The sequence below is a fragment of the Acinetobacter sp. 24-47-66 genome, assembly GCF_056779755.1.
Genome location: NZ_JBWYIL010000011.1, coordinates 34,165 through 59,970 on the forward strand (window position 1 = coordinate 34,165; position 25,806 = coordinate 59,970).

General features: G+C 37.8%; 25 protein-coding genes. 7 read left to right on the forward strand and 18 right to left on the reverse strand.

The window, feature by feature from the left end; genetic code table 11:
* Window positions 1-21 precede the first annotated feature (21 nt).
* The gene (locus AC1M84_RS10720; protein ID WP_481594968.1) at window positions 22-2,763 is read left to right on the forward strand and encodes a hypothetical protein; all 2,742 of its coding nucleotides are present in this window, start codon (window positions 22-24) and stop codon (window positions 2,761-2,763) included.
* A 114-nt stretch (window positions 2,764-2,877) separates the two neighbouring features.
* A complete protein-coding gene (locus AC1M84_RS10725; protein ID WP_035269844.1) occupies window positions 2,878-3,828 on the forward strand; it encodes a tRNA dihydrouridine synthase in 951 nt (316 codons plus the stop codon).
* Between the two features lie 10 nt (window positions 3,829-3,838).
* Here the strand turns inward: AC1M84_RS10725 and AC1M84_RS10730 are convergent, their stop codons facing one another.
* From AC1M84_RS10730 to acnD, 11 genes are all read right to left on the reverse strand, one after another.
* The gene (locus tag AC1M84_RS10730; protein WP_035269847.1) at window positions 3,839-4,243 is read right to left on the reverse strand and encodes an NUDIX hydrolase; all 405 of its coding nucleotides are present in this window, start codon (window positions 4,241-4,243) and stop codon (window positions 3,839-3,841) included.
* Window positions 4,244-4,315: 72 nt separating this feature from the next.
* Complete coding sequence (locus AC1M84_RS10735) at window positions 4,316-4,780, reverse strand: YybH family protein (RefSeq protein WP_092767489.1); 465 nt, start codon at window positions 4,778-4,780, stop codon at window positions 4,316-4,318.
* A 237-nt stretch (window positions 4,781-5,017) separates the two neighbouring features.
* A complete protein-coding gene (locus AC1M84_RS10740) occupies window positions 5,018-5,356 on the reverse strand; it encodes a zinc ribbon domain-containing protein YjdM (protein WP_035269853.1) in 339 nt (112 codons plus the stop codon).
* Window positions 5,357-5,496: 140 nt separating this feature from the next.
* Window positions 5,497-5,877, reverse strand: a complete 381-nt coding sequence (locus AC1M84_RS10745) for a ribonuclease E inhibitor RraB (RefSeq protein WP_035269856.1) — start codon at window positions 5,875-5,877, stop codon at window positions 5,497-5,499.
* A gap of 166 nt (window positions 5,878-6,043) precedes the next feature.
* Window positions 6,044-6,709, reverse strand: a complete 666-nt coding sequence (locus AC1M84_RS10750; RefSeq protein ID WP_180028302.1) for an RluA family pseudouridine synthase — start codon at window positions 6,707-6,709, stop codon at window positions 6,044-6,046.
* 526 nt (window positions 6,710-7,235) lie between these two features.
* On the reverse strand, window positions 7,236-7,439 hold the full coding sequence (locus AC1M84_RS10755) for a hypothetical protein (RefSeq protein ID WP_180028325.1): 204 nt from the start codon (window positions 7,437-7,439) through the stop codon (window positions 7,236-7,238).
* A gap of 245 nt (window positions 7,440-7,684) precedes the next feature.
* A complete protein-coding gene (locus AC1M84_RS10760) occupies window positions 7,685-8,407 on the reverse strand; it encodes a hypothetical protein (protein WP_481593566.1) in 723 nt (240 codons plus the stop codon).
* Between the two features lie 36 nt (window positions 8,408-8,443).
* The gene (locus AC1M84_RS10765) at window positions 8,444-9,016 is read right to left on the reverse strand and encodes a DUF4126 domain-containing protein (RefSeq protein WP_481594969.1); all 573 of its coding nucleotides are present in this window, start codon (window positions 9,014-9,016) and stop codon (window positions 8,444-8,446) included.
* Window positions 9,017-9,134: 118 nt separating this feature from the next.
* Window positions 9,135-9,362, reverse strand: a complete 228-nt coding sequence (locus AC1M84_RS10770) for a zinc ribbon-containing protein (protein ID WP_481594970.1) — start codon at window positions 9,360-9,362, stop codon at window positions 9,135-9,137.
* Between the two features lie 50 nt (window positions 9,363-9,412).
* Window positions 9,413-10,984: a hypothetical protein gene (locus AC1M84_RS10775; protein ID WP_481594971.1), complete on the reverse strand. Its 1,572-nt coding sequence runs from the start codon at window positions 10,982-10,984 to the stop codon at window positions 9,413-9,415.
* Between the two features lie 135 nt (window positions 10,985-11,119).
* Complete coding sequence (gene acnD / locus AC1M84_RS10780) at window positions 11,120-13,735, reverse strand: Fe/S-dependent 2-methylisocitrate dehydratase AcnD (protein ID WP_481594972.1); 2,616 nt, start codon at window positions 13,733-13,735, stop codon at window positions 11,120-11,122.
* Between the two features lie 272 nt (window positions 13,736-14,007).
* On the opposite strand from acnD, the gene ygfZ reads away from it, so the two are divergent.
* Both ygfZ and AC1M84_RS10790 read left to right on the forward strand, forming a co-directional pair.
* Complete coding sequence (gene ygfZ / locus AC1M84_RS10785) at window positions 14,008-14,730, forward strand: CAF17-like 4Fe-4S cluster assembly/insertion protein YgfZ (protein WP_481594973.1); 723 nt, start codon at window positions 14,008-14,010, stop codon at window positions 14,728-14,730.
* A 98-nt stretch (window positions 14,731-14,828) separates the two neighbouring features.
* The gene (locus AC1M84_RS10790; RefSeq protein WP_481594974.1) at window positions 14,829-16,052 is read left to right on the forward strand and encodes a TPM domain-containing protein; all 1,224 of its coding nucleotides are present in this window, start codon (window positions 14,829-14,831) and stop codon (window positions 16,050-16,052) included.
* 44 nt (window positions 16,053-16,096) lie between these two features.
* Here the strand turns inward: AC1M84_RS10790 and AC1M84_RS10795 are convergent, their stop codons facing one another.
* The 3 genes from AC1M84_RS10795 to AC1M84_RS10805 form a co-directional block, all read right to left on the reverse strand.
* Window positions 16,097-17,278 carry an MFS transporter gene (locus tag AC1M84_RS10795; RefSeq protein WP_481594975.1) on the reverse strand — a complete coding sequence of 394 codons (1,182 nt, stop codon included), beginning with the start codon at window positions 17,276-17,278 and terminating at the stop codon, window positions 16,097-16,099.
* Window positions 17,279-17,305: 27 nt separating this feature from the next.
* Window positions 17,306-17,869 carry a TetR/AcrR family transcriptional regulator gene (locus AC1M84_RS10800; RefSeq protein ID WP_481594976.1) on the reverse strand — a complete coding sequence of 188 codons (564 nt, stop codon included), beginning with the start codon at window positions 17,867-17,869 and terminating at the stop codon, window positions 17,306-17,308.
* Between the two features lie 168 nt (window positions 17,870-18,037).
* Window positions 18,038-18,283: a hypothetical protein gene (locus tag AC1M84_RS10805; RefSeq protein ID WP_092767507.1), complete on the reverse strand. Its 246-nt coding sequence runs from the start codon at window positions 18,281-18,283 to the stop codon at window positions 18,038-18,040.
* 291 nt (window positions 18,284-18,574) lie between these two features.
* Between AC1M84_RS10805 and AC1M84_RS10810 the strand changes: the two genes are divergently transcribed.
* Window positions 18,575-19,375 (forward strand): tetratricopeptide repeat protein, encoded by an 801-nt coding sequence (locus AC1M84_RS10810; protein ID WP_092767509.1) that lies wholly within the window; start codon window positions 18,575-18,577, stop codon window positions 19,373-19,375.
* A gap of 108 nt (window positions 19,376-19,483) precedes the next feature.
* Here the strand turns inward: AC1M84_RS10810 and AC1M84_RS10815 are convergent, their stop codons facing one another.
* Window positions 19,484-20,407, reverse strand: a complete 924-nt coding sequence (locus tag AC1M84_RS10815) for an AEC family transporter (protein WP_481593557.1) — start codon at window positions 20,405-20,407, stop codon at window positions 19,484-19,486.
* A 97-nt stretch (window positions 20,408-20,504) separates the two neighbouring features.
* Entirely contained in the window at window positions 20,505-21,623 is a 1,119-nt protein-coding gene (locus AC1M84_RS10820; protein ID WP_481589231.1) for an NADH:flavin oxidoreductase/NADH oxidase, read from the reverse strand.
* Window positions 21,624-21,870: 247 nt separating this feature from the next.
* Here AC1M84_RS10820 and mutM point away from each other — a divergent pair, with 247 nt between their 5' ends.
* Entirely contained in the window at window positions 21,871-22,725 is an 855-nt protein-coding gene (gene mutM / locus AC1M84_RS10825; protein WP_481594977.1) for a bifunctional DNA-formamidopyrimidine glycosylase/DNA-(apurinic or apyrimidinic site) lyase, read from the forward strand.
* Window positions 22,722-23,006, forward strand: a complete 285-nt coding sequence (locus AC1M84_RS10830) for a peptidylprolyl isomerase (protein WP_481594978.1) — start codon at window positions 22,722-22,724, stop codon at window positions 23,004-23,006. Before mutM ends, AC1M84_RS10830 begins: the two co-directional genes overlap by 4 nt.
* 161 nt (window positions 23,007-23,167) lie before the next feature.
* On the opposite strand, the gene mscL is transcribed toward AC1M84_RS10830, so the two are convergent.
* Window positions 23,168-23,602, reverse strand: coding sequence for a large conductance mechanosensitive channel protein MscL (gene mscL / locus AC1M84_RS10835; protein ID WP_035270698.1), 435 nt, complete (start codon window positions 23,600-23,602; stop codon window positions 23,168-23,170).
* Between the two features lie 233 nt (window positions 23,603-23,835).
* Window positions 23,836-25,668 (reverse strand): translational GTPase TypA, encoded by a 1,833-nt coding sequence (gene typA / locus AC1M84_RS10840; protein ID WP_035270590.1) that lies wholly within the window; start codon window positions 25,666-25,668, stop codon window positions 23,836-23,838.
* Between the last annotated feature and the right edge of the window lie 138 nt (window positions 25,669-25,806).

Consider the following 25,806-nt stretch of genomic DNA (forward strand, 5'->3'; position numbering starts at 1 on the left):
AGTTTAAGAAAGCAGCAAGGCATGGCCACTATTCTTTTGGTCTTGCTCATCGGGCTTACAGTGATGATCATAACATCGACTGTTGCAAAATCACTCATCTCCAACAAAGAAGCAAATGTAGCTGCGCATGCACAAACCAACGTACAACTCATGGGATGGTCAGGTGTTAGCGCCTTTCGTGAATATTTATTAAAAAAATATAAGGATACCGATATCAATGACTTTCGCCAAAGCTTATTAAATACAGGTGAAATTCAGCTTTTAAATGATGATACCAACCAACGTTATGTCACGGTTGAAGTAAAAGATGTAAAAGGTTGCAATGGTTTAACCAATAACCCAGATGGTTCTACTGGAACCAAATGTATTGTAATCGCAAATATTCTGTCGAAAAGTGGGTCAGCTCAATCAGCTACTACGATACAAGCAATCTATGATCTTGCAGCAGACCTGATTAAGTACAAGAGTGTTATTAATTTCACTGGTCAAACATTTATGTCTGGCACTACCATTTCCGGCGAAGATCCAACTAAACCAGATGAGTATGTCGAACTGAATGTCGATGGTGGCAGCCTGTCCTTACAAGCTGGTTTCAAAATCAAAAATATTAAAAACTTAACTATTAACGTTAAGAAAGACAAAGATGGTAAAGGTGGAAATGTCTATATAGATTGTTTAATTGATGCCTGTGGTACAAGAAATGGGGCTGTAATTAACATCAATGCTGAGGGCTATGTTCACATTATTAACGGCGGAAATTTTGGCAATATTTCTTCTGGTGAGTGGGTTAAACTGTTAACCAATGTCAAAGCAGAAAATATTAAAGCAATTGGTAATGTCACACTTTCTCTTGGTTCTAAAGCTCAAAATATTTCCACTGACGGAAATATTAGTCTTACAGAAGGTGGCTATGCTGCAAACTTACATACCAATAAAGATGTAACACTACGCACGAATGTTGAAGTGTCTTCTATCACCACACACCAAGGGAATGTCAATCTTTCCGTTTCTAGTAAAGTCAACGGAAATGTCATGGCAGGTGGCAACGTAACAATGATCGGAACTAGTGTTGTTACGGGTGATATTACATCAGGCGGTAAAGTTAATATTTCTAGTAGTGACGTTAAGGGCAGTGTAAGAGCCAAAGAATTTATTGACCTTGATACCTTCTCCAAAATTGAACAATCGGCCTATGCTCACAATCAGTCGAAACAAGGGATTGGCGTGTACAAGGCTGGAGTCCGCTTAAGTACAAGTTGGATTGGTGGAAATGTGTATTCTAACGGTCCATTACGCTTATTAGATGGTCTTATTATTGAAGACGTAAAAGGTGATGTCTATCTTGCCAACTTTAGTACTTCAAACCAGAATGGTGTAGTTGAAGGATTTAAGAATGCAATTAGTGGAAAAATTTATGAAAAACTCACAAGCATCCCTCAGCTCAGTACTTTTCCAGATATTCCTAAATACGACGTTTCTGAAACCATAGCCAGTATTCAAGAAGCAATTCAAAATATGACGTTTGAAACCAGAGTCGATGTTCGTCAATATCGAAACGATGCAAACTATATTTTCGTACGTGAATATGGCGCTGCTCGCGTATATTTAAATCATCTTCGCAATGAGAGCTCTAAAATCACTTACATGTATGAGTATGACGCTACTAATAATATTCACAAACAGTTTGCTGTAGATGCTTCAGGAAATAAAACTCAAATCATGAAAATTGACCCTGATAACTCAAACTCACGAGGTTTCTATTTAGGGAAATACACCTTGAATAGCAAAGATTATGTCGGTGCTATTTGTGAAACTATTCATGAAGAACAGGTCATGACCAATAGTTTAGGGCTACGTACTGAGCATAAGAGCGGTTATTGTACGAGTCAAATTATTGGATATCTTCCACGGGTCAGCTTAGACTTCAATGGTCTTAATGGTAAAGATCGTTATATATTTGGCTGGCCTAAAGATTATGACTATACATTACCAGACACTTGGTATATTCGTTCAATGGATACATCTACATTCGATAACGCAAGTTTTGCTCCAGGTATTCTGTATTTCGAAGGTAAATTAATTATTTCTGGTAAAGCGAATCTTGCGGCGGATAGTACTGATTCTGTATTCACCAATACTTTCCTTGCTGAAGGTGATATTGATGCGATTGCGATGTCTCCTCGCATTTATTCGCCTCGTAATATTACGCGAAATCCAAATGCAACAGATGCCTTAATTTGTTCACGTAACTTAGGCACTACGTCTAATACTAAGTTTAGTGTTAGTCCACCTGCAACAACACCTGCAACTTTATCGAACAAATTCTTGACGCCAGTGAATTTGTGCCAAGATGCGAATACGATGTATAAAAATACCAATAGATTACCTAACGGTACGCTTGATACAGTGACTATTGATAATAAAGAAATAACAAAGTTAGAACTTGGTTTAGTTGCCTTGATGTCTAATCAAGTTGTGCGTATTGGTGCATGTGCACAAATTTATGGTGACGTATTAGCAAGAAGTAATGTTGAAGGTAGTGCAGCATGTGGTATCGGTGAAAAAAATGGAATCTTTGGTAATATCAGCTCTCAAGGTGTCCCACCGTATACTAGTGTTCAACAACACAATACAATGGGTGCTGGTACAAATATTTATATTCCCAAAAATGAATATAAAAATTTAAATAAAGTTGATGATGTGAATGCCAATGATTTCATCGCCATTAAAAATGCAGACCTACAATGGGCTAAATATCAATAATTGGAAGCGAAAAGCCCAAACATAAGTTTGGGCTTTTTTTTGTGTGAAATTTCTGACTAGACAAGCTATACAAAACACCGTATAACACCGTTTTTCCCATATTCAGGTGACCAAGTGAAACTCGTTTTAGCACCCATGGAAGGTTTAACTGATCCCATCATGCGTGATGTTCTCACACATGTCGGCAGCTTCGACTGGTGTGTAACTGAGTTTATCCGTGTCACTGATTCTGTCCTTCCAGATCACATCTATCATTCTTACTGTCCCGAATTATTGAACGATGGCAAAACAGCAGCAGGAACACCCGTTCATGTTCAATTTTTAGGGAATAATCCAACCATGTTGGCTGCAAATGCCGTTCGAGCGGTGGAGTTAGGTGCACCTGCAATTGATATGAATTTTGGCTGTCCAGCTAAAACAGTAAACAGGCATCGAGGTGGTTCTGTATTATTGGATGAACCTGAAACAGTGTATCAACTGGTTAAAGCTGTACGTGATGCAGTGCCTGCTGAAATACCAGTTTCAGCAAAAATGCGTTTAGGTTATATGGATCGTAATTTCACCCTAGAAAATGCACATGCGATAGAAGATGCTGGTGCCGCTTGGGTTACCGTTCATGCACGAACAAAAGCAGATGGCTACACCCCACCCGCCTTTTGGGATCAACTTCAACCCATTCGTCATGCGCTTAGCATTAATGTGATAGCCAATGGTGAAATCTGGAATAACCAAGATGCGCGCCAGTGTTTACTAGAGTCAGGTTGTGAAGATCTAATGATTGGTCGTGCAGCAGTGACAACACCCGATGTCACACAATGCATCCGACAAAATAAAGACGAAGCGATATTACAATGGAGCGATTTAATTACACTCCAAATTCGCTTCTTAAATGGTTCTTATAAAAAAGAAATGAATATGGTCGGACGTTATAAGCAATGGCTAGGTATGATGTCTAAACATTATCCTGAAGCAAAACTGTTATGGGATGAGGTGAAACGTCTGAAACAAGTAGATGAAATCATTGCTAAGCTCAATCATTTTCAAAACATTATGCAAACTGTCTAATTTCTAAATTCTAGAATGAATAACTCCGAACTTCACCTTGAAAATTCAGACAGTCTTGAACGCGAGTGCGTTGAACTTCAGACAGTTGCTCTGGACTAAACCATGCATATTCCGTATGTTCCTCAGAGAGTTGAATTTGGGCGTTATTTTCAATCATGCATCTAAAGATAAAGGTATGTGAGTTTACATGTGCGTGATAGTAGACCCCTGATAAATATTGGATGCTTACATCACAACCTATTTCTTCTTTACATTCTCTGAGCAAAGCTTGATGTATGGTTTCACCTTGATCTAAACCACCACCTGGCAACCCCCAACTGTAATTGGCATAGTTTGCTTTCAGTAATAAGACTTGTCCCTCTGGGTTGGTGATCACCGCATGAGAACTCAAACGATAAAAATCATAAAATCCCATGACACGTCTCCAGAATTTAACTCATTCATGAAAGATAACACTGTTTAAGCCCATCTAAATGCTCAAGATAAGCTAAACCACAAGCCTTAATTTTGATTTATCCTTCAAGATGATAGCCTTTCCCGTTGCTAAGTCTACAGGCATAGAAATATGTTGGTGTACCATCACCCATTGTTCATTGGTTTTTTGTAGACATAATGTTGTACGACACCAAGGCATTTGCAACTGACCTTTTAAGGCTTTATGTTCCACTTTAGAGTGACAATGTAATACAACCAAATGATCACTCGCATGCACTTTTACATCACGGCGAGTGATTTGCATTCCATCGAAGAAATAGGGACTAAATTTTTGCCATTCTTTTCGATAAGCTTCAGCTCCCTCAAGTTGGGTGCTGACATCAAACATACTTACATTTTGCGCACATTGTTCGATTAACGCATCAACATTATTACCTACTAATGCTGAATCCCATTCTTTTAATTGCGCTAATACTTCATGAGCAGCAACAACATTACCCTCAATCTGAATAGACATGATGTGACCTTATTGTTATTAGTGTGATGAAGTTAACACTTTTAAAGAAAAACTGTAATGTTATTTTGTGCCAAGCAAAGAAATTTTTATTCTAATTTGTATCTAAAATTCAATTTAAATTGATAAAAAACAACCATTATTTATTAAAACTTATCATTATGATCAAATTAAAACCAACGACGAGTTATTATCACATAAAAAAATTGGCCCCAGTTTCACTGAAGCCATTATAAGAGCTTATGCTTTCTTTACATATTCGGACTTAAGTTTCATTGCGCCAAAACCATCTACTTTACAATCAATATCATGACCATCCGTTGCATCTGGCAACAAACGAATACTTTTTGCTTTAGTACCGACTTTGATTACGGATGATGAACCTTTAATTTTTAAATCTTTGATAACCGTTACGGTATCGCCATCTGCAAGAAGATTGCCATTTGCATCTTTGATCTGAACCACTTCTTCGAGTGTCTCTCCTTCTTTCCATTCATGTGAACATTCTGGGCAGATCAAGAGGTCCCCATCTTCATAAGTATATTCAGAGGAACATTTTGGGCAATTTGGCAAAGACATAAAAAATCCAAAAAATAAAAAATTTTGCTCAATATACCACTTTCATCTAGCGAATAGAAAAAAACCTTAAATTTTATAAGGTTTAAATAAAAAAAACCTAAGTTCAATCACTTAGGTTCTTTTATTGGCTCTAGCCTTGTTTAGCTTTGAAACTCATCTTCTATATCTTCATCATCATATACATATGCCATACATCCCCATCCATCGTACTCACCGTCATAGTCATTGGCTATTTTGGTAAACCACTCTTCTAAATCCACAATATCTGAGTATTCTGGCTCCATATACACATAAATCGTGATAATCCATTCTGCGGATTCAGACTCTTCATCAATAAATAAACTGATCTTTTGTTCTTCCTGAAGCAAGAACAAGGCACATTTTTCAGCTTTGTCTTTAGAGCTAAAAGCAATTGAGTACTCAATCTCATGCGGCTCGCTTAAATCATCTCCATCCTGGAACATTTGCCACAGTACATCGCCATTATCATCATTTGGAAATTGTTCTAAATCACGGCTCATACGTTCATCCTTATTGTGGTTATTGCGTATACAATATCCTAGAGTAGCCTATATTTATTTCATTTTGGAGAAGAATTCATTAGAAATTGTTCTTAACTTTATATGATCGTAATTGTTAAATTTTAGTTAGGCACTCACAATACGTATTTTGCTTGAAGCGTTTCATTCAAAATGGAACTTCACTCACAATTTTAATTTCAATACCACTCAACGGTTGTTGAAACTCTAAATAACTCGCATGCAAAGCCATACGCCCTAAATCACTGAGTTTAGGGTTTGGATGATAGAGTTTATCACCTGTGATCGGATGACCTATGGCTTGCATATGTACGCGTAATTGATGTGAACGCCCCGTAATTGGCGTCAACAAGACACGACTAACATCTAAATGCGCATCATAAGCGACCAATTCAAACAGTGTTAAGGCTGATTTTCCAAGTTCAAAATGAACGATTTGTCTCGGTCTGTTTTCCCAGTCCGTAATTAAAGGCAAGTCTACTTGTCCCTGTTGTGCAATTTTACCTTGCACCAGTGCCACATAATTTTTTTTCACGGTGCGCGCTTGGAACATTTTGCTCACAGCCACTTCAGCATCGCGATGTTTTGCAAACATCAAAATTCCAGAGGTTGCCATATCTAAACGATGGGTAATTTTTGCATTTGGATATTGAGCTATCACTCTTAAATACGCACTGTCATGATGCTCAGGCAAGCGTCCTGGCACAGACAATAATCCTGCTGGTTTATCAATGACCACCAAATCATCATCTTCATAGACGATGTTAAGCGGACCTTGAGGTGGCATATATACAAAATTATCGTCTAAAGGCATGTGAACAGAGCATTTCTTTGGGATGCGGAAAAATAGCAACTGATCAACTCAGTGTCAATTTATAAGATGAGCGATTTGAGAATTGAGAATTGAGAATTGAGAATTGAGAATTGAGAATTGAGAATTGAGAATTATAATTTTTTTTAAGAGAATTTTGAGGGTGTCAGGGAAAACATGTTGTTTACTTCAACTATTATAACTTTGTAAGTTATAACCCTATTGCCTATAAACTTCTGGTTTATAGCGTCCTAAGCCGAATCAAGACCTTTTGGGTAAGTACTACACGCACGCCGTACGCAACTGGTAGCAATCTACTCTTTTCGATCCCGTCACACCCTTGAGATATATAATAGCGAGACTGCGTCGGGATTAATTTCCTAAGATTAACGAATTTTAGCATCGAATAAAAAAATATTTCATATCACCTTATAAATATAATATTTTTTCCCAAATAGGTTCATTGATACACTTTTTTTAGCGATTTTTAGCTAAATATTGCAATTAAAATTCAAGTTGACCTTCCATTTTAGAGACTGGCTTGAATCCAAGATGCAATGCTCCACCACAACATCATGGCAAACATGCCACACATAAGATTAGCTATTACTTTTTGTAGTTGAGATAATTCAGATTTATAAATTTTGAGGTTAATTGTATAAGCAATTGCACCGAGTGAACCACCCACAGCACCACCAATAATCAGTAGTAACAACGGCCAGCCTGCCATCATGTGGACTTTAAAAGGAAGTTTTGCGCGGGATTTTTCTTGTACTGTATTCACAGGGTGATCCTATAAGTTTATTTCAGTCTTCAATGAGCTTAAGTGCTATAAATCTAAAGCAAGCTTTAGACCAATGCTGAGCTAAAATAGCTGTAAAATTGATCGTGGTTTTTAAATATTTAAACAATCTCACTTAAAAATCAAAGATATAGTTTATTCAGAAGTCTGTAAATTCAATTCATCCACTGAATAATTTAGATATTTGCTTGAACAAACGTCAGAATGATAAACAATATTACAGCTAAACCCATTAAAGGCTGTTTAGGCGCAATACTGTTAATTAATCTGGCAATTCTCTGAGCACTCAGCATAAATAATAGAAAAATCAGTAGTGTTGGTAGCGAAATCACCCACATTATTATGTAATAGATGACAAATAAGCTTGTCAAAATAAGACTACCTACAAGCCCCATAATAATTGGATGATGCATCCCGCTCGGTTCCAAATGCAGTGTCTGTGCGAGCGTGTTGTATATCTGAACAAATATTGCTGTAAAATTTAATGAAAAAAGATAGTCCATTATTCCTGCAATAAAAGGCGTTACACTTAAAAAAGCAACTTGCTTTGCCATCGAAAGGATCATGTTTTTATGATCAATTGTCCAGGTCAAAGACAACCAAACAAATATACAAGCAACAAATGCAGCGGACAGAAGATGAAGCAAATAAATTTGTGAAGGCCATAATTTTTGGATAACGAGAAATATAATGATAAAAATTATAGATAAGTAACCATGAATCTTCTTCAACAAAAATAAGCCTGATTTTGCATTTGAATCTTTGAGCTTGTGATTCCAATTTGAAAAATTTTTTTCAGTATTTTGTAAAAAACCATCAATCTTTGGATTCTGTCTAATCAGATCACCCAAAAAGTAAAGCCCAATTAAAACTTGAAATAATGCCAATATATTTTTCATTCTTTATCCGAGATTTTTAATACTTCTTTTATAAATTTACTGAGCATCAGCTTGACGCTGCTTTTTCTTTTTGAACCAACGTACTGTCCAAACCACACCAATTAGTAAAACGATTACTACCAATACTGGTATAAAGAATGACAATACGGAAATCACCAATGCGCTGACCCACTCACCTGTAGAAACCACAGGATTTGCCACGCCACCCGTGGTTGCGGTCGATACACCCCGTGCTGCAACTGTCCCAAGTTGCACTGCTCCTGCTGTTCCACCACCGACGATGATTGCAGCAGCCCAACTTGCAAATTGCGACATTTCGCCAGAGCTGACCGCCATCATGGTCAGTGTACCCGCCACCAATGCCGCAGGCGTCGCAATAGTATCCAGTAAGTTATCAATCCAAGGAATGTAATACGCCCCGATTTCAAAAATGGTGGCAACACCCAATGCAATACAAACCGATGGCATCGCAAGCCATTCAAAGCCTTTCATCGGTTCAAACCATCCCATGAGGGAGGCAATACTCATCACCAATAAGGGAACAAATACGCGGAAGCCACATGCAGCACTCAATCCTATACCAAGACATAAACCGAGTATTGTTTCCATAGCAAACCTTTTTATTTATATGTTTTTAATTTTCTTAAGGTAACAAAAAAGCCCTATGGTGTAATAGGGCTTTTGTTTAAAACAGTGGTGTCTGTTTTAGTGTGTTTGCTTGAGCGAATTATTTTTTAAATTGATTGCTTAAGCATTTGGTACACGGTGGTAAACGATCAGTACCAATTTCTAAGTAAGCACGATGCCCACATTGAACGCAAAAATAGAAACCTGTTCCCGGTTTAGAGCCAGCTGTAACCATTTTTGTTCTCCGTATATTTTTAGAAATGGTGAAGTCACTATAACGGAGTGTGAATGACTTTTTATTGTCCATTTCGACAGATGATGATGGCATAAAAGCTAAAAATGATAATAAATGTATGAGTTCTTGGATTAATAAAAGTTTTAGATAGTCTGTAATTCTCTAAATAACATAACCAATCCTATTAAAAACTTATCAAAACTATCTCTATAATTTTCTTCATTAATTTCATATTTATTCATCTGCTTAGCATATTCAGAACCTTTACGATGAGCAACGCCTGTTGATCTGATAGATTGGAGCCCTCTAAGCAAATCTGTGAAATCTCTGTATCTTTCTGATTTTTCGACTAACATTAAAATTAAATTGATTGATTTACTTTCTTCACTATTTAAAAATTTGCTAAGTTCTTTTACATTTACAGAATCTATTGTAGTTTTTGCTAAAGCTAAAACCTGAGAATCAAACTCAGCTTGCTCATTTGAGAGTAATGTTCTGATAGAATTAAAAAAATGTTGGTCTTTCTCAGCTAACGGTAAGAAAAAATACCAACTATTTTTTTTGAACCAATATTCTTGGAAAGTCTTGAACTCTGATTTAAAAATGTGTTCAGCTTTTTCTGAATCAAAAAAATTTCCTAAAAAGCTCCTTTCATAATTTGCCGTACTGATTTTTCTTCCATCAGGAATTAAATTAAAACTTTTCCAATACAATTGTTCTTTTTCAGGTAAATCACGCCCCAAATCACCTAAAAAAACGGAGATATGCTCATTTGAATTATTATCAAACCTTAATCGCCATAATCCATTTCTAATTAAATAACCATCTTCAATTATATAGTCAGAATTACCATAATACTTATTCATTACTTCATTTTTAAAAAAGACAGGTGTTAAATAATGTGGGGACTGAGGATTTTTACCGAAATAATTTGATAGTTTCTCTGGGTTAGAAGTAAATTCAATTAATTTATCCTCATCACCGCCAATGATATATGACTGATACTTTTTTTCTTTCTCAAATGGCCAAATATTACAACTCTCTATATTTTCACATGCTATTAATTTTTTCCCGCAAATTCTTATAAACCTTGAATAACCATCTACATAACTATCACCAGAATACACGGTGTACGTTAAGTTTTCTTCTTTAACATCATATTCCAACGCAATAGGTTCTGAAGTATGCCAAGTAGATTCAAAATACAATAAAAAGTCCATTTGTTTAAAAGCTATAAATGATTTCAAATATCTTCTTCTTATTTTCACTTCATCGTTTTCAAATTTTATAACTTCTATCAGCTCCCCTAAATCGTCAAAATCTAAATATCTGTTATTTTTTTGATCATGATACAGATTAAACAACAATCTGAACTCTTCCAAAATCTCTACTGAATTATCCACAATACCATGATAATCGATAACCAATACTAACCTTAAAAAGGGCTCATCAGTATTTGAATGATAACGCACAACTTTTTCAGCATTCTCATAAGAATAGCTAAAGCCTGAACCACCCTTGCCAACTGATACATCCCAACCATTATTTTGCAAGGCATTATTCGTTTCATCTTTAGAAACTAAGGCACAATACATTCCTGCATCATTATCCTTATCACTAATCGGTAATGTTTTATAGACAGTTATCCAATTGTCATATCCATGATTGGTTTTAATAAATTCTATATACTTTTCTAATTTTTCTAAAACTGACACTAAATTATCCCAATTTAAAAACCCCACTTAACAGTAAGGTCTTTATTCAACAATATCAAAAACTTTAATCCACCCTAAACCCCTTTAAAAAGAAGGGAGTTTCCCTCTTTGAGAAAGAGGGGTTAGGGGAGATTCTTAAACATTCCCTTCCAAGAAATCCTGTGCAAAGCGTTGTAATACCCCACCCGCTTCATACACAGAAACTTCTTCTTCGGTATCCAAACGACACGTTACAGGCACTTCAATCGTTTGATTTTTACCATCCGCCGTTGAACGCTCAATAACTAAAGTCAAAGTCGAACGAGGTGCGATGTTTCCAATCACGCTATACAGCTCTGTACCATCCAAACCTAAAGTTTTACGGTCAGTTCCTGCCTTAAACTCAAGCGGTAATACGCCCATACCGACTAAGTTGGTACGGTGGATACGCTCAAAACCTTCCGCCACAATCGCTTCAACACCTGCAAGGCGCACACCTTTAGCAGCCCAGTCACGACTAGAACCTTGTCCGTAATCTTTCCCTGCAACAATAATTAAAGGCTGTTTACGGTTCATGTAGGTTTCAATTGCTTCCCACATACGCATCACTTCGCCTTCAGGCTCTACACGCGCTTTAGACCCTTGCTTAATTGTACCGTCCGAACGTACTACCATTTCGTTATACAATTTCGGATTGGCAAAGGTCGCACGTTGTGCGGTTAAATGGTCACCACGGTGCGTTGCATATGAGTTAAAGTCTTCCTCAGGAACGCCCATTTTATGTAGATATTCACCTGCTGCCGAATCCATCATAATCGCATTCGATGGTGATAAATGGTCTGTGGTGATGTTATCGCCCAAGATCGCAAGCGGACGCATATTGGCTAAAGTACGAGGTGCAGCAAGTGCGCCTTCCCAATATGGCGGACGGCGGATATACGTACTTTGCGGACGCCAGTCATACAATGGGCTTGCAGCTTGAACTTTCTCACCCAAATCAAACATTGGAATATACACTTTCTTAAATTGCTCAGGTTTAACCGCAACTTTCACCAATGCATCAATTTCTTCATCTGATGGCCAAATGTCTTTGAGGTAAATTGGGTTGCCGTCTTTATCGTGCCCTAGCGCATCAGTTTCGATGTCAAACCGAATCGTCCCTGCAATCGCATACGCCACAACTAAAGGTGGAGATGCCAAGAACGCTTGTTTTGCATAAGGATGGATACGACCATCAAAGTTACGGTTACCTGATAAAACAGCCGTTGCGTAGAGGTCACGGTCGATAATTTCTTGTTGGATTTTTGGATCTAACGCACCTGACATCCCGTTACATGTGGTACATGCATACGCCACGATACCAAAACCGAGTTTTTCTAAATCACCGAGTACACCTGCTTCTTCTAAATACAATGCTGCGGCTTTAGAACCCGGTGCAAAAGATGATTTCACCCACGGCTTACGCACTAAGCCTAACTCGTTTGCTTTACGTGCCAATAAACCTGCTGCAACCGTATTACGTGGATTCGAGGTATTGGTACATGATGTAATTGCCGCAATGATGATTGCACCATCAGGCATTAAGCCTTCTGCTTCTTGCGCACGCGCTGCTTCTAAATTGCCTGCAATACCTTTGGCTTTTAAATCACTTGTTGATACACGCGCATGTGGATTAGATGGCCCTGCAATGTTACGAGTGACTGTAGATAAATCAAAACGGAGTACACGTGGGTACTCGGCTTTAGTCATGTCACTTGCCCAAAGACCAATTTCTTTGGCGTAGGTTTCAACAAGCTTCACTTGCTCAGGCTCACGACCTGTAAGCGTTAAATAATCAACGGTGTTTTGGTCGATATAGAACATCGCCGCCGTTGCACCATATTCAGGGGTCATGTTTGAGATCGTTGCACGGTCACCAATTGACATGGTGTCGGCACCTTCACCAAAGAACTCTAAATAAGCACCGACGACTCGCTCTTTACGCAAGAACTCTGTTAAAGCCAATACGATATCAGTTGCCGTAATGCCCGGCTTACGCTGACCAACAAGCTCTACACCAATAATGTCAGGTAAACGCATCCAAGATGCACGACCAAGCATCACGTTTTCAGCTTCTAAGCCACCGACACCAATTGAAATGACACCTAAAGCATCGGTATGTGGGGTATGTGAATCAGTACCCACACACGTATCAGGGAAAGCTACGCCACCACGGTTTTGAATCACAGGTGACATCTTTTCCAAATTGATTTGGTGCATGATGCCGTTACCCGCAGGGATTACATCTACATTTTCAAATGCTGTTTTTGTCCACTCAATAAAATGGAAACGGTCTTCATTACGGCGATCTTCAATCGCACGGTTTTTCTCAAATGCATCAGGATCAAAACCACCGTACTCGACTGCGAGTGAGTGATCGACAATCAGCTGAGTTGGTACCACTGGATTGACTTTAGATGGGTCTCCACCTTGATCGGCAATCGCATCACGCAAACCTGCAAGGTCCACCAATGCTGTTTGACCTAAAATATCGTGGCAAACCACACGTGCTGGATACCAAGGGAAATCGTGGTCTTGTTTATTAAAGATTAATTCTTTAAGAGACTGCTCTAAAATTGCAGGATCGCAACGGCGTACCAATTGCTCTGCAAGCACTTTAGAAGTATATGAGAGTTTTGCGTATGCGCCTGGCTGAATATCTTCAACGGCTTGACGCACATCATAATATTCGAGCTGGGTACCTTGCAGTGGTTTACGGTAGTTGTTATTCATCGCGTTCCTGCCTTGCCTTGAGCATCTTTTTTCTAAACTTTCTAAACATTTTGTTGTTGATGAGACTTCATCATTTGTGTTGGCATAGTACACTGCTGAAAGTCCATTTCCCAAATCTTATATATTTCATACACTTAGGTATAAAAAACAGGGTTTTTGAAATATTTTGTTTCAAATAACGCAGTTAAATTAGCAGTTATGTGCTTTTTTTTGAAAAATAGTGGAAAATTGGGATAATTCTTTAGTATTAGATTCAGATTCGAGCATAGAAAATGAACAATTTATCTTTCTCCTCATTTACGCTTAATGGCGTGGATGCTCAAAAATTTTTACAAGGTCAAGTGACGTTGCATGTTGAACGCCTTGAAGAAAATATCACGCGCTACACAGCAATTTGTGATTTAAAAGGTCGAATTCACTTTGGTTTATGGCTAACAAAGCTGAATCCTGAAAGCTTCGTCATTGTAACCACTCAAGATCAAGCTGAAGAATTTTCCAAACACATTAAAAAATTCGGTGCTTTTTCCAAAATGAAACTTGAAGAAGCTAGTCAGGTCTATCCTACGCTTCAAGGTGACACCACAACGTTCTCAGCAGAAGTAACAGATATTGCCGCTTGGCAAGTTCAAGCTATTCAACAGGGTCAAGCTTACATTGATCAAGTCATAGAACACGTGTTCCAACCCCAAGAACTTCGTTTACATCAACGTGAAGGCGTTCACTATGACAAGGGTTGTTACTTGGGTCAGGAAGTGATTGCACGTTTATGGTTTAAAGCTAAACCGAAAGCGTGGTTACATTTAATTCAGGGTACAGGTGCTGTACCTGCAGAAGCTGAACAACTCGATAAAAGTGTACAAGTCGTCAATAGTGCGCCTTTCGAAAACGGTTATATCGCTTTGGTGGTAGCACGTCCTGAAGCATTAGCAGAGTTAGACGTGACTGTTTTAGATTTGCCTGAGTATTTAAATGGTGATGTGGCTAGACCACAGTAAAGTTCATTCTCAAATTACAAGCCAGAATATCAATTATTCTGGCTTTTTTTATGCACTCCCTTAAAATGTCAGCAAAGTAAAAATAGATATAACAAATAATGTATTACTCTTTTCCTTTACGCTTTAACATTTTTATTTTTTTTATTTATGTGCTTAGTCTAATTGCCCCAACACTAAGCTATGCTGGAATTGATGCTCGATTATTAGAGCAGCTAAAAAAAGAAAATGTGGTAGATACAACAAATACGCTGAGTACATCTGAAATCATTGAACTTATAGAGCAAAATGAACAGCTTTATCAAGAAAGTAATGTAGAATTTAAAATTCTCATGATTCCAAACACTAATGGTGAATCTATTGAGCAATATGCACTTGATGTTTTTAATACACTTAAAATTGGCAACGAAAAGCTCGATAATGGTTTATTACTCTTAGTTTCAAAATACGATCGTAAAATGCGCTTCGAAGTTGGTTATGGTTTAGAGCGTGACTTCACTGATATAGAGGCAGCACACCTAATTAGAAATACGTTAGCACCTAACTTTAAAAATCATAATTATTTTAGTGGATTTTCACATCTTCAAAGAAAACTTATAGCCAATTTATCCTTAGAAAATTCATCATCAAATAAAATTAAATTTGAGTCCTTAGTCGATTCGAAAACAGAAAACAATATAATCAATTTGGGTAAACCTTCTAAATTCGTGACTAATTACTGGATTTTTGCGCTATGGAATTTTTTAGTGTGTGCTATGTTAATCATTTATTTATCACCTATTTATGACTATCTATTAAGAGGTAAAGAATATTTTAAGGGTTATAAAAAACTTTTGATCGGTATTTTGCCCATCCATTTATTAATTTGTTGGTTTTTAACTGCATTAAATATTCTCGTTCTTTTCTTCAGTACGCTCTTACTGTTGGTGACATTATCGTATATTCACCATAAATATGACCTACACAGTAAGTGGAAAATTATTTCAATTAAAGAAAAAATTCTATTATTGGCTATTTGTTTTGCTTTCGCTGCGACTTTTGCAAAAAAGGTGGATAAGTTATCAATCGGATCTGTCTTTGTTGTATTTTTTTACTTAAGTGTGCCATTGTTCTTCTTGTGGCTTCTAACAATTTTGATTGTGAGACAAAATAAATCCCTCTATCCAAGGTTCTATGCTGACTGGTTTAAGAGTGAGGAATCCACGACTAATACCAATAACTCATCGGATTCATCAAGCTCTTCTTCAAGCCATAGTTCTTCATCTAGCACCAACTCATCTTCATCACGAGATTCAGGCGGTGGTGGTGCTTCTGGCTCATGGTAAATTTACATTTATTCAAAAAAACCTCCATTTAGGAGGTTTTTTTATTAACTAATAGGCTGAGGATTTGGAACATATTTCCGGTAAATGATCAGGTTTAATATGACCAATACCGCACAACACCAGTACATAAATTCAAAGCTCCATTGTGCAATAACCAATCCCATTACAACTGAACCAACTGCCAGACCAATATCAAAACAAATAAAGAATGTTGATATTGCATGCCCCATCCGATGTTTATCTACGGTTTGAATGGTGAGCGTTTGCAAACAAGGAAATACTGAACCATATCCAATTCCAATAAAAATTGCAGATAACCACAACATCCACTGATTATTGACTAGTGTTACGACCACAAGTCCAATCGCAAAAAATATAAAAGAAGGAACGATAACAGCACGCGGACCTTGACGATCATAAATTTTACCAACCCAAGGTCTTACAATTAACATCGAAACCGCAAACAATATAAAAAATACACTGGTATACGCCAGCAGCTGTTTGCTCTCACTGTAAACCGTAATAAAACTGGTAATACTCGAGTAAGCAAAAGCTGTAAGTAAAGCAACACCACTTACAGCAAAAACTTTAGGCTCAAGAAAATCATCTAGCTTAAAACCTTTTTTATTCATTTTATTTTGCTGAGGTATCTGATTCGCTGGAATATTTAATAGCCAGCTAAAAATTAGACCTAAACTGATGAGCACCGCGAGAGCACCGAATAAAATTTGGAAGCTATAAAATTGAATCATGGTAAGCGCAATTAATGGTCCAAATACCACACCTAGGTTAGTGGACATCACATAATAACCCATGCCTTCACCTTTACGATGCTCAGGAATAAAGTCATTCGCGACTGGAACAGCCACAGTGGTCAACACACTAAACCATATCCCATGTAAAAATCGTATAAGCAACAATGACCACATGTTATCAATGAATAAATAAGCAAATGCAAAGACCGCAAAAAACGTGCTCGATCCACGCATAGTGAGTCGCTTACCCATTTTTTGAATGATCATGCCTGAAAATGGTCGTACTGCTATTGATGAGGCGAGAAAAAGCGTTAACGCTAATCCTGCTTCTTCAACTGATCCCGCTAAATCCTTCACAATGTAAATCGGAAGGACAGCCAACATGGCAAAGTAGTAAATAAAAACAAATAAATTATTTAATACACACAAGATAAATGAACGATTCCAAAGTCGTTCGGTGGTTACACTCATGAAAATCTACTCTTGTCGCATTAATGTTTAGGCGTGAGGACGTAATGGATCTAAACTCAGTTTGACCAATTGACGGATATAGTGCTCATCAGGCAAATGATTAAAGAAAATAATTTGGTAATGAATAGGACCATACAGTCGATCAAGTACCAAATCATAGTGATCATGTTCAATCAGCTCCCCCGCCTCAATCGCCTGTTGGATCAGTTGATGCAGTTGAACTCGTTTAGGTAATAAATATTGCTTGAAGAATGTTGCAGCCAATTCACGATGATTCGCCATAACCACCAACATCGCTCGTCCCACTGGATGATCTAAAGCCTTAGCCAAACGAAGCAATTGTTGATTAAGATTTTGTTCAAGGTCGAGCTCTGGCTCAAACTCAAAAATTGAGAGTGTGAGCTCTTTAAAGGTGTCCAGAACCAATTCAGATTTATGTGACCACCATCGATAAATAGTCGACTTTCCCACCCCAGCACGTGAAGCAATGTCTTCTACTGTCAGTTGGTGATATTCCACTTCATTCAAAGCCTGTTTGACTGAAGCTAAAATACATGATCGGCGTCGTGCACTTTTGTCTTCGCTTGCCATGAAATCCCCGAAATAAAACGATACGTTTCGTATCGTTTTATAATAAAGAGTTTTTATTGATAAAGATATGAAAATAAGACCAAGGCATTAGATAGAATAGATTTTAACTCTCAATCGATTGAGAGATGACTCATAAAAAAAACCTCCTATATCGCTAGGAGGTTTATTCTAAAAGCCATGAAATAGTTTATTCATATCCTTCACCACATAATCTTTAAAATGAAATGCTCTCGCGTGTTTAGCATCAAACTTTACGGTTAAATCACCTTTTTGGAATACATACACTCGATTCTCCTGACTCACCAAATACTGCTCCCCAAGTTTCAATAAGAGCGCATCTATCTTTTGTTCATCTGGGATTGAATCATCTTGAAAAACTTTATCGTAATTACGTTTAATGCCTTTTATAAACATCGTTGACCACCTCATTGCACAATGCGTATTTAAGCAAAAACATCGAAGAACTACTAGTGGATTAAAATTTTGGTTAAATCCATATATTCAAGGCTGAACAACATAAATCCAGTGTCGTTTATATGCTTATACTGCAATACACACACTTTATTCACAAAGCGAAGATAAATTTGAAGGATGTATACATATTCTATATTTACATTCACATAATTCGGACTATGATGAAATGGTATAAAACTCTATTTACATCAAATAAATAGGGTTGCTTTTTAAGATAGGTATAAAACAATTATGAAAAAAATATTATGTGGTGCTTTACTCGCTGTTGCCACCTCATTTAGCTTCGCTGCCGCACCAGTCGATCCTGCATTCAGCAAAGTACAGGAACTGATTCAAGCAAAGAATTACAATGCGGCCTACCAAGAACTTGAACGCTTATCAAAAGCAGGGAATCCTCAAGCGACTTATAACTTGGCATATCTCACTCAAGCTGGTCAAGGAACCAAACAAGACAACAAAAAAGCAGTACAACTCTATGAACAAGCTGGCACTGCAGGCTATCCTTTAGCCAATTATGTATTGGCGCAAAACTATGCCACTGGCGGCTTGGGTCTGACCAAAAATGAAAAAAAATCTCGTGAATACTTAGATAAAGCTGCAGCTCAAGGTTTTGAAGATGCGATTGTTGAATCTGCTGTTCTACTGTTCTCTGAAGGTAAAGAACAATCTGATAAGCTCGCTTTGCAAAAACTTGATCCTTTAATTAAGAAAGGAAGTTATCCAGCCATTCATGCTCGTGCTTTATACGATATTTCATTAGGCTTCAAAACCAAAACTGAAGCGCCTGTGAAAAAAGGTTTAGCGAGCATTCAAGATTTAGGTAAAAAAGGATACATCCCTGCGCTTATGGCCATTGGTAACATGTTCGTAAACGGAAATATCGTTCCGCAAAACCTACCTGAGGCAAAAAAAATATTTAGTGCTTTAGCAGATGAAAATATTCCTCAAGCCAAAGAAAATCTAGCGATCGTGAACAAACTGATTGCTGAGAATGCAAAAAAACCTGCAGCAAATACGAAAGCTAAATCTTAAGCATTAATTTAAATATTAAACCGATGCTCAAATACAAAAACCCTATCGCAAGATAGGGTTTTCTTATATGAAAAGGAGATTTATGATTAAATTCTAAGTTTTATTCAATTACCACCATAAAATAATTAATCCAGCAGTCACAATAAATCCAATGACTGTACTCATCAATAAAGGTGTAATTGCACGATCATTGAGTCCATATGCTTGTCCCAGCATTCCAAATAATGCAGGTGTAGGTAAAGCTGCAATCAATGTCCCTACATACACGATATCCATCGGTGCTTGAGCAATAAATCGTAGAGTCAAATACATGAGTATTGGAAAAATAAAGTTGGATGATAGAACAATATAAAGACTCTGCTGGTTGACATATTTTAAGGTTAAACCTACGACGCTCCCGCCAATCACAAATAACGCCAAAGGAGATGCCGTCTGACCAATCATTAAGAAAACTTGATCTATATAATGCGGCAGTTTAACCTGAAAAACCGCGCACAAAATTCCGATTACCACACCAATAAACAATGGATTTTTACATAAGTTTATAAAGTTATTTTTTAATGTATTGAGTACTGCTTGCTGATTTTGAGCTTGCAACCCCGCAATAAATAAAGCTGCTGGAACAAGAAAAACACTTTCGATAATTACAATTAAAGAAGTAAAAGCAAGCGCAATATGACCAATCAATAGACTTAAAATGGCCGTACCAAGTAGTCCAGTATTAGACATTGACGCTCCAATCGAGAGGATGGCAGCATCACTTAAATTGTTTTTAAAATGCTTTACCAAAATCCCTAAAGCGATTGCAAATACAAAGGCGGTCACCACAATATAACTGTAAAAAAGTTCAGGTTGCCATATTGCACCAAGATCTTTTGATGAAAGCGCTTGTAAAAATAGAGCAGGTAAAGCGACTCGAATGACGAATGTACCAACAATAGAGACTTGTTCCTTGCTAAGTAAATTCAGTTTAACCGAGGCATATCCCGAAAAAAGCAGTAAAAAAATCGGAATAATGACCGATAAAACCATGACTTAGCATCCCTAGCTATTGTATGAGTTAGTCAAATTATCATACAACAGCCGTAATTACCCAAGATGACTTTTTAAGTATACCTTTATGCCTATTTTATCTATCAGCATATGGCTTAAATAATGATTTCACATCATGCGGTTGGCATCGTAAATATTGCGGACTAATTTCAACCTCTGCTTTTAATTGAGCAGCAGCATGCCATGGCCATCTTGGATTAAATAGTATTGCCCTTGCGAGCCCGATTGCATCAGCTTTGCCTTGTTGTAAGACATCTTCCGCCTGTTGAGGTTCAGTGATCAGCCCAACAGCAATCACTGGAATGTCTACGTGTTTCTTGATTGCTTCCGCAAATGGAACTTGGTAATTAGGACCAATCTGAATATTTTGATCGACATGTAATCCACCAGATGATGCATGGATATAAACTGCACCAAGTTTTTCTAATGCCTTTGATAACCCAATTGAGTCATCAATATTCCATCCCTTTTCTTGCTCCATCCAGTCTGTTGCAGACAAACGAACACCGATTGGATAGTTGTCTGGAACAGCATTTTTGATCGCCTGAAAAACCTCTAAAGTTAGACGAATGCGATTCTCAAAACTTCCACCATATTCATCTGTTCTTCGATTAGATAAAGGGGACATAAATTGATGTAATAGATAACCATGAGCCGCGTGGACTTCGATGAGATCAAAACCTGCATCTACAGATCTGACTGCTGCAGTTGCAAAGTCATCGATAATTTTTTTGATTTCCTCGATACTTAATTCATGAGGAGCCTGATCATCTGGATTAAATGGTAAATCACTTGCAGATACCGTTTGCCAGCCATGTTCATGATTCGATGAGAATTGACCACGTCCCAACCATGGTTTATCAGTTGAAGCTTTACGTCCCGCGTGCGCTAACTGAATGGCGATTGGCGTTGGAGCAATCGATTTTACCTTATCAATCAATGCTTTTAATTGTGCACGTTGTAAATCATTCCATAACCCCAAATCTGCAAAACTGATACGACCTACAGCTTGTACCGCTGTTGCCTCAATAATATATAATCCAGCACCCGACAATGCATAACTCGCCCATTGTTGTTCATGCCAAAAACTATGCTCCCCTGCTTCATTTGCAGAATACTGACACATGGGAGCAATAATAATTCTATTTTTGAGTGATAAATTTCCGAATTGAATTGGCTCAAATAATTTTGCCACACTGAATCTCCCTGATTTTAAATTGATTTATTTGTAGCAGTGTACAACGCATTTACGTGATAAATCATCTAAGTTCATTTCATCATTGAATGCTTTAAAAAACATTTTAAAACTTAACCATGAAGGCACTAGATGGATTGTGTATCATATTCTGTTCAAGCGTAATATCTTGTAGTTCACTCGATGCTACTTGCAATATCCTCATTTAACCCAATATTTTTCTACTCGCCCATTTAACAGAGTTTCCATGCCTGAATTACCTGAAGTTGAAACCACTAAAACCAGCTTGCTCCCTTTGCTGAATCAAAAAGTATTTTCTGTTCAAGTCAATAATTCAAGTCTGAGATGGCCTATACCAAATGATGTAAATCAATTGGTCGGTCAACGACTGATAGGGCTAACACGTCGATCCAAATATATTTTGGCACAATTTGAAAATGCGACCATGTTATGGCACTTGGGAATGTCAGGAAGCTTTCGTTTGAGTGATTCACGTGATGCGTTGAGAAAGCATGATCATTTCATCATACAATTCGATGATATCCAATTACGCTACCACGATCCTCGTCGTTTTGGTTGCATTTTATGGCTGGATGATCATGCTCAATCCAAACTTTTAGATACGCTTGGACCTGAACCTTTAAGTGAATCTTTCAATGCTGACTATCTAGAGCAGAAATTTAAAAATAAGAGTGTTGCAGTCAAAGTTGCAATTATGGATAACCACATTGTTGTGGGTGTTGGAAATATTTACGCAACTGAAAGTCTGTTTAATTTGGGCATTCATCCTGCACAACCCGCCTCTAGTCTTACACGGCCACAAATTGAAAAATTTGTCATTGAAATCAAACGAATCCTTAAGCAAGCAATTGATTTAGGCGGATCTACTTTACGTGATTACACCAATGCCATGGGCGAAAATGGCTACTTTCAACAAACGCTATTGGCTTATGGACGCGCTGGTGAAATGTGCATCAACTGTGAAACAACTTTAGAAAATATTAAACTCGGGCAACGTGCTTCTGTTTTTTGCCCTGAGTGTCAACCGCTTAAGCGACCTCAAGCCTCAAAGAATCCTGTATCAAAGGTAAAATCCAAATGAAATCAGCAATTGTTCGGCATATTTTAGTCAAAGATAAAGACCTGTGTATCCAACTTAAACAAAAGCTTAAAGGCGGTGCTGATTTTGCTAAAATTGCTAAGCAACACTCAACTTGTCCCTCAGGAAAAAAAGGAGGGGAATTAGGTGAGGTTAAGAAAGGACAATTGGTTGGTCCTATCGATAAGGCAGTTTTTAGTTTGGCTGAACGTGAATTACATGGACCAATTAAGAGTCAATTCGGCTGGCATTTACTCGAAATTAAATTTCGTATGGATTTTTAAACTTCTTGGATTTCCCTCTCCTTTTAGGAGATGAGAAGCATCGCTTCGCAAGAAAGAGCTAATAATCAATCCCTCCCAGCCTCCCTTTGACAAAGGGGGATTTAAAAAAATGATGAGATATAAAAAACGGCGCATTTAGCGCCGTTTTCATTGTAAAAGCATTAACCTTTACGTTTTAATTCGTCACGAATTTCACGAAGTAATTCGATATCTTCTGGAGTAGCTTCAGGTGCTGGAGCTTCCTCCTCTTGCTTACGACGCATTTTATTCATCAATTTCACTAACCAGAATACCACCCATGCAAGCAGGATGAAGTTAATGAGAATCGTCAAGAAATTACCGTAAGCCAAAACATTTAAACCTGCTTCTTGAGCAGCAGCAAGCGTTGTAAGGTTATTTGGATTATCGCCCAATACAACAAACCAGTTTGAATAATCTACATCACCGCCTAAGATCCAACTGATAATTGGCATGATGACATCTTTAACCATTGAATCGATGATTTTACCAAACGCCCCACCAATGATCACACCGACCGCCAGATCCATTACATTGCCTTTTACGGCAAATTCTTTAAACTCTTTAATAATGCTCATTTTTTCTCCAAAATTTTTCTATGCATTAATGTGACATAATATACATTATTCTTAATGATATTTCCGTCTATACTCGTTGGTTTTCCACCAAAATCATAAGTATCTCTGTTTAAATAAACAAGATCTTGTCCAAATCAACTACAACAATTCAACAACTTTTATTTCATATCTTAAATGATGTAGTCAAAATATAAAAAAACCGCTCTTTTGAGCGGTTTTTTTATTTAAATCAATTAAGATTTATTACGTTTACGTTCGTTTTCAGTCAACCAACGCTTACGAATACGAATTGATTTAGGTGTAACTTCAACAAGCTCATCATCTTGAATAAATTCAAGTGCTTGTTCTAACGTATATTCAATCGCAGGAACAAGTGTTAATGCATCATCAGTACCTGATGCACGAACGTTTGTTAATTGTTTCGCTTTAGTTGGGTTTACAACCATATCGTCAGAACGAGAGTTAATACCAATAATCATACCTTCGTAAACTTCTAACTGAGGTTTAGCAAATAGACGACCACGGTCTTGTAAACTGAACAATGCATAGCCCAAGCATGTACCTTGAACCATAGAAATCAACACACCGTTTTGACGTTTTGCAACAGAACCTTGTTTCATTGGTCCATAGTGCGAGAAACTTGAGGTCATGATACCAGTACCTGAAGTCATGGTCATGAATTCTGAACGGAAACCAATCAAGCCACGTGAAGGTACAGTTGCTTCAATACGAATACGACCTTTACCGTCGACTTCCATATTGGTCATTTCACCTTTACGGTTACCCATTTGTTCCATTACAGCACCTTGATGCTGTTCTTCTACGTCAAATGTTACGTTTTCGTATGGCTCTTGCATTTCGCCGTCAATCTCTTTCAAGATTACTTGCGGACGAGATACACCCATCTCGAAGCCTTCACGACGCATGTTTTCGATCAATACCGAAAGGTGAAGTTCACCACGGCCCGACACTTTAAAACGGTCAGGACTGTCAGTATCTTCTACACGAAGTGCTACGTTGTGAATTAATTCGCGGTCAAGACGTTCACGGATGTTACGTGAGGTCACAAACTTACCTTCTTTACCGGCGAATGGTGAGTTGTTAACTTGGAATGTCATCGATACTGTAGGCTCATCTACAGAAAGCGGTGGCAATGCTTCAACATGTTTAGGATCACAAATCGTGTCAGAGATATGAAGTTCGTCCATACCTGTTACACATACGATGTCACCTGCAGAAGCAGATTCAACGTCGATACGCTCTAAACCATGGTAACCCATAATTTTTAAGATACGACCGTTACGTGTTTTACCATCTTTATCGATTACCGTTACAGGTGTGTTCAATTTTACTGAACCACGTTGGATACGACCAACACCGATAACACCAACGAAGCTGTTATAGTCAAGTGAAGACACTTGCATTTGGAATGGACCATCAACATCCACTGCTGGCGGCTCAACGATGTCTACGATTGTTTGGAACAACGGAGTCATGTCTTCTGCCAATTCTTCTGGTGAAGGACCTGCTACACCACGAAGACCAGAAGCATAAACCACAGGGAAGTCTAACTGTTCGTCAGTACCACCAAGGTTATCGAATAAATCGAATACTTGATCGATTACCCAGTCAGGACGCGCATTAGGCTTGTCAACTTTGTTGATAATTACGATTGGTTTCAAACCACGTGCGAACGCTTTTTGCGTTACGAAACGAGTTTGTGGCATTGGACCTTCTTGTGAGTCTACCAAAAGAAGTACACAATCAACCATCGACATTACACGTTCAACTTCACCACCGAAGTCGGCGTGTCCCGGGGTATCCACGATGTTGATACGGTATTCAGTATCAGTACGTTTATCTAACCATTTGATTGCAGTATTTTTTGCAAGAATGGTAATACCACGTTCACTTTCAATAGCGCCTGAATCCATGACACGCTCGATCTCACCCGCGCGTTCACCCAAAGCACCTGATTGTTGTAAAAGTTTGTCGACAAGAGTCGTTTTACCATGGTCGACGTGTGCGATGATGGCAATATTACGGAGAGTTTTAATATCTGACATGTAAATTCGATACGCTTTAAATTTGAGGGCAAATTATACAGAAAAATCCTAAACTTTTATAGTGACTGTTTCTTTACAATTTCATTTTTTTTGACGAATGGTTATGTTTCGGTTTTGTAAACCCATGTAACTCGATTA

Coding starts and splice junctions, on each gene's coding strand:
- AC1M84_RS10795 (WP_481594975.1), bottom strand. CDS start 17,278: ATGAGTGTAACCACCGAACGACTTTGGAATCGTTCATTTATCTTGTGT.
- AC1M84_RS10770 (WP_481594970.1), bottom strand. CDS start 9,362: ATGCCATCATCATCTGTCGAAATGGACAATAAAAAGTCATTCACACTC.
- AC1M84_RS10805 (WP_092767507.1), bottom strand. CDS start 18,283: ATGTTTATAAAAGGCATTAAACGTAATTACGATAAAGTTTTTCAAGAT.
- AC1M84_RS10810 (WP_092767509.1), top strand. CDS start 18,575: ATGAAAAAAATATTATGTGGTGCTTTACTCGCTGTTGCCACCTCATTT.
- acnD (WP_481594972.1), bottom strand. CDS start 13,735: ATGAATAACAACTACCGTAAACCACTGCAAGGTACCCAGCTCGAATAT.
- AC1M84_RS10735 (WP_092767489.1), bottom strand. CDS start 4,780: ATGTCTATTCAGATTGAGGGTAATGTTGTTGCTGCTCATGAAGTATTA.
- AC1M84_RS10760 (WP_481593566.1), bottom strand. CDS start 8,407: ATGAAAAATATATTGGCATTATTTCAAGTTTTAATTGGGCTTTACTTT.
- AC1M84_RS10745 (WP_035269856.1), bottom strand. CDS start 5,877: ATGAGCCGTGATTTAGAACAATTTCCAAATGATGATAATGGCGATGTA.
- AC1M84_RS10830 (WP_481594978.1), top strand. CDS start 22,722: ATGAAATCAGCAATTGTTCGGCATATTTTAGTCAAAGATAAAGACCTG.
- mutM (WP_481594977.1), top strand. CDS start 21,871: ATGCCTGAATTACCTGAAGTTGAAACCACTAAAACCAGCTTGCTCCCT.
- AC1M84_RS10765 (WP_481594969.1), bottom strand. CDS start 9,016: ATGGAAACAATACTCGGTTTATGTCTTGGTATAGGATTGAGTGCTGCA.
- typA (WP_035270590.1), bottom strand. CDS start 25,668: ATGTCAGATATTAAAACTCTCCGTAATATTGCCATCATCGCACACGTC.
- AC1M84_RS10740 (WP_035269853.1), bottom strand. CDS start 5,356: ATGTCTTTGCCAAATTGCCCAAAATGTTCCTCTGAATATACTTATGAA.
- mscL (WP_035270698.1), bottom strand. CDS start 23,602: ATGAGCATTATTAAAGAGTTTAAAGAATTTGCCGTAAAAGGCAATGTA.
- AC1M84_RS10755 (WP_180028325.1), bottom strand. CDS start 7,439: ATGATGGCAGGCTGGCCGTTGTTACTACTGATTATTGGTGGTGCTGTG.
- AC1M84_RS10800 (WP_481594976.1), bottom strand. CDS start 17,869: ATGGCAAGCGAAGACAAAAGTGCACGACGCCGATCATGTATTTTAGCT.
- ygfZ (WP_481594973.1), top strand. CDS start 14,008: ATGAACAATTTATCTTTCTCCTCATTTACGCTTAATGGCGTGGATGCT.
- AC1M84_RS10790 (WP_481594974.1), top strand. CDS start 14,829: ATGTATTACTCTTTTCCTTTACGCTTTAACATTTTTATTTTTTTTATT.
- AC1M84_RS10720 (WP_481594968.1), top strand. CDS start 22: ATGGCCACTATTCTTTTGGTCTTGCTCATCGGGCTTACAGTGATGATC.
- AC1M84_RS10815 (WP_481593557.1), bottom strand. CDS start 20,407: ATGGTTTTATCGGTCATTATTCCGATTTTTTTACTGCTTTTTTCGGGA.
- AC1M84_RS10730 (WP_035269847.1), bottom strand. CDS start 4,243: ATGGGATTTTATGATTTTTATCGTTTGAGTTCTCATGCGGTGATCACC.
- AC1M84_RS10750 (WP_180028302.1), bottom strand. CDS start 6,709: ATGCCTTTAGACGATAATTTTGTATATATGCCACCTCAAGGTCCGCTT.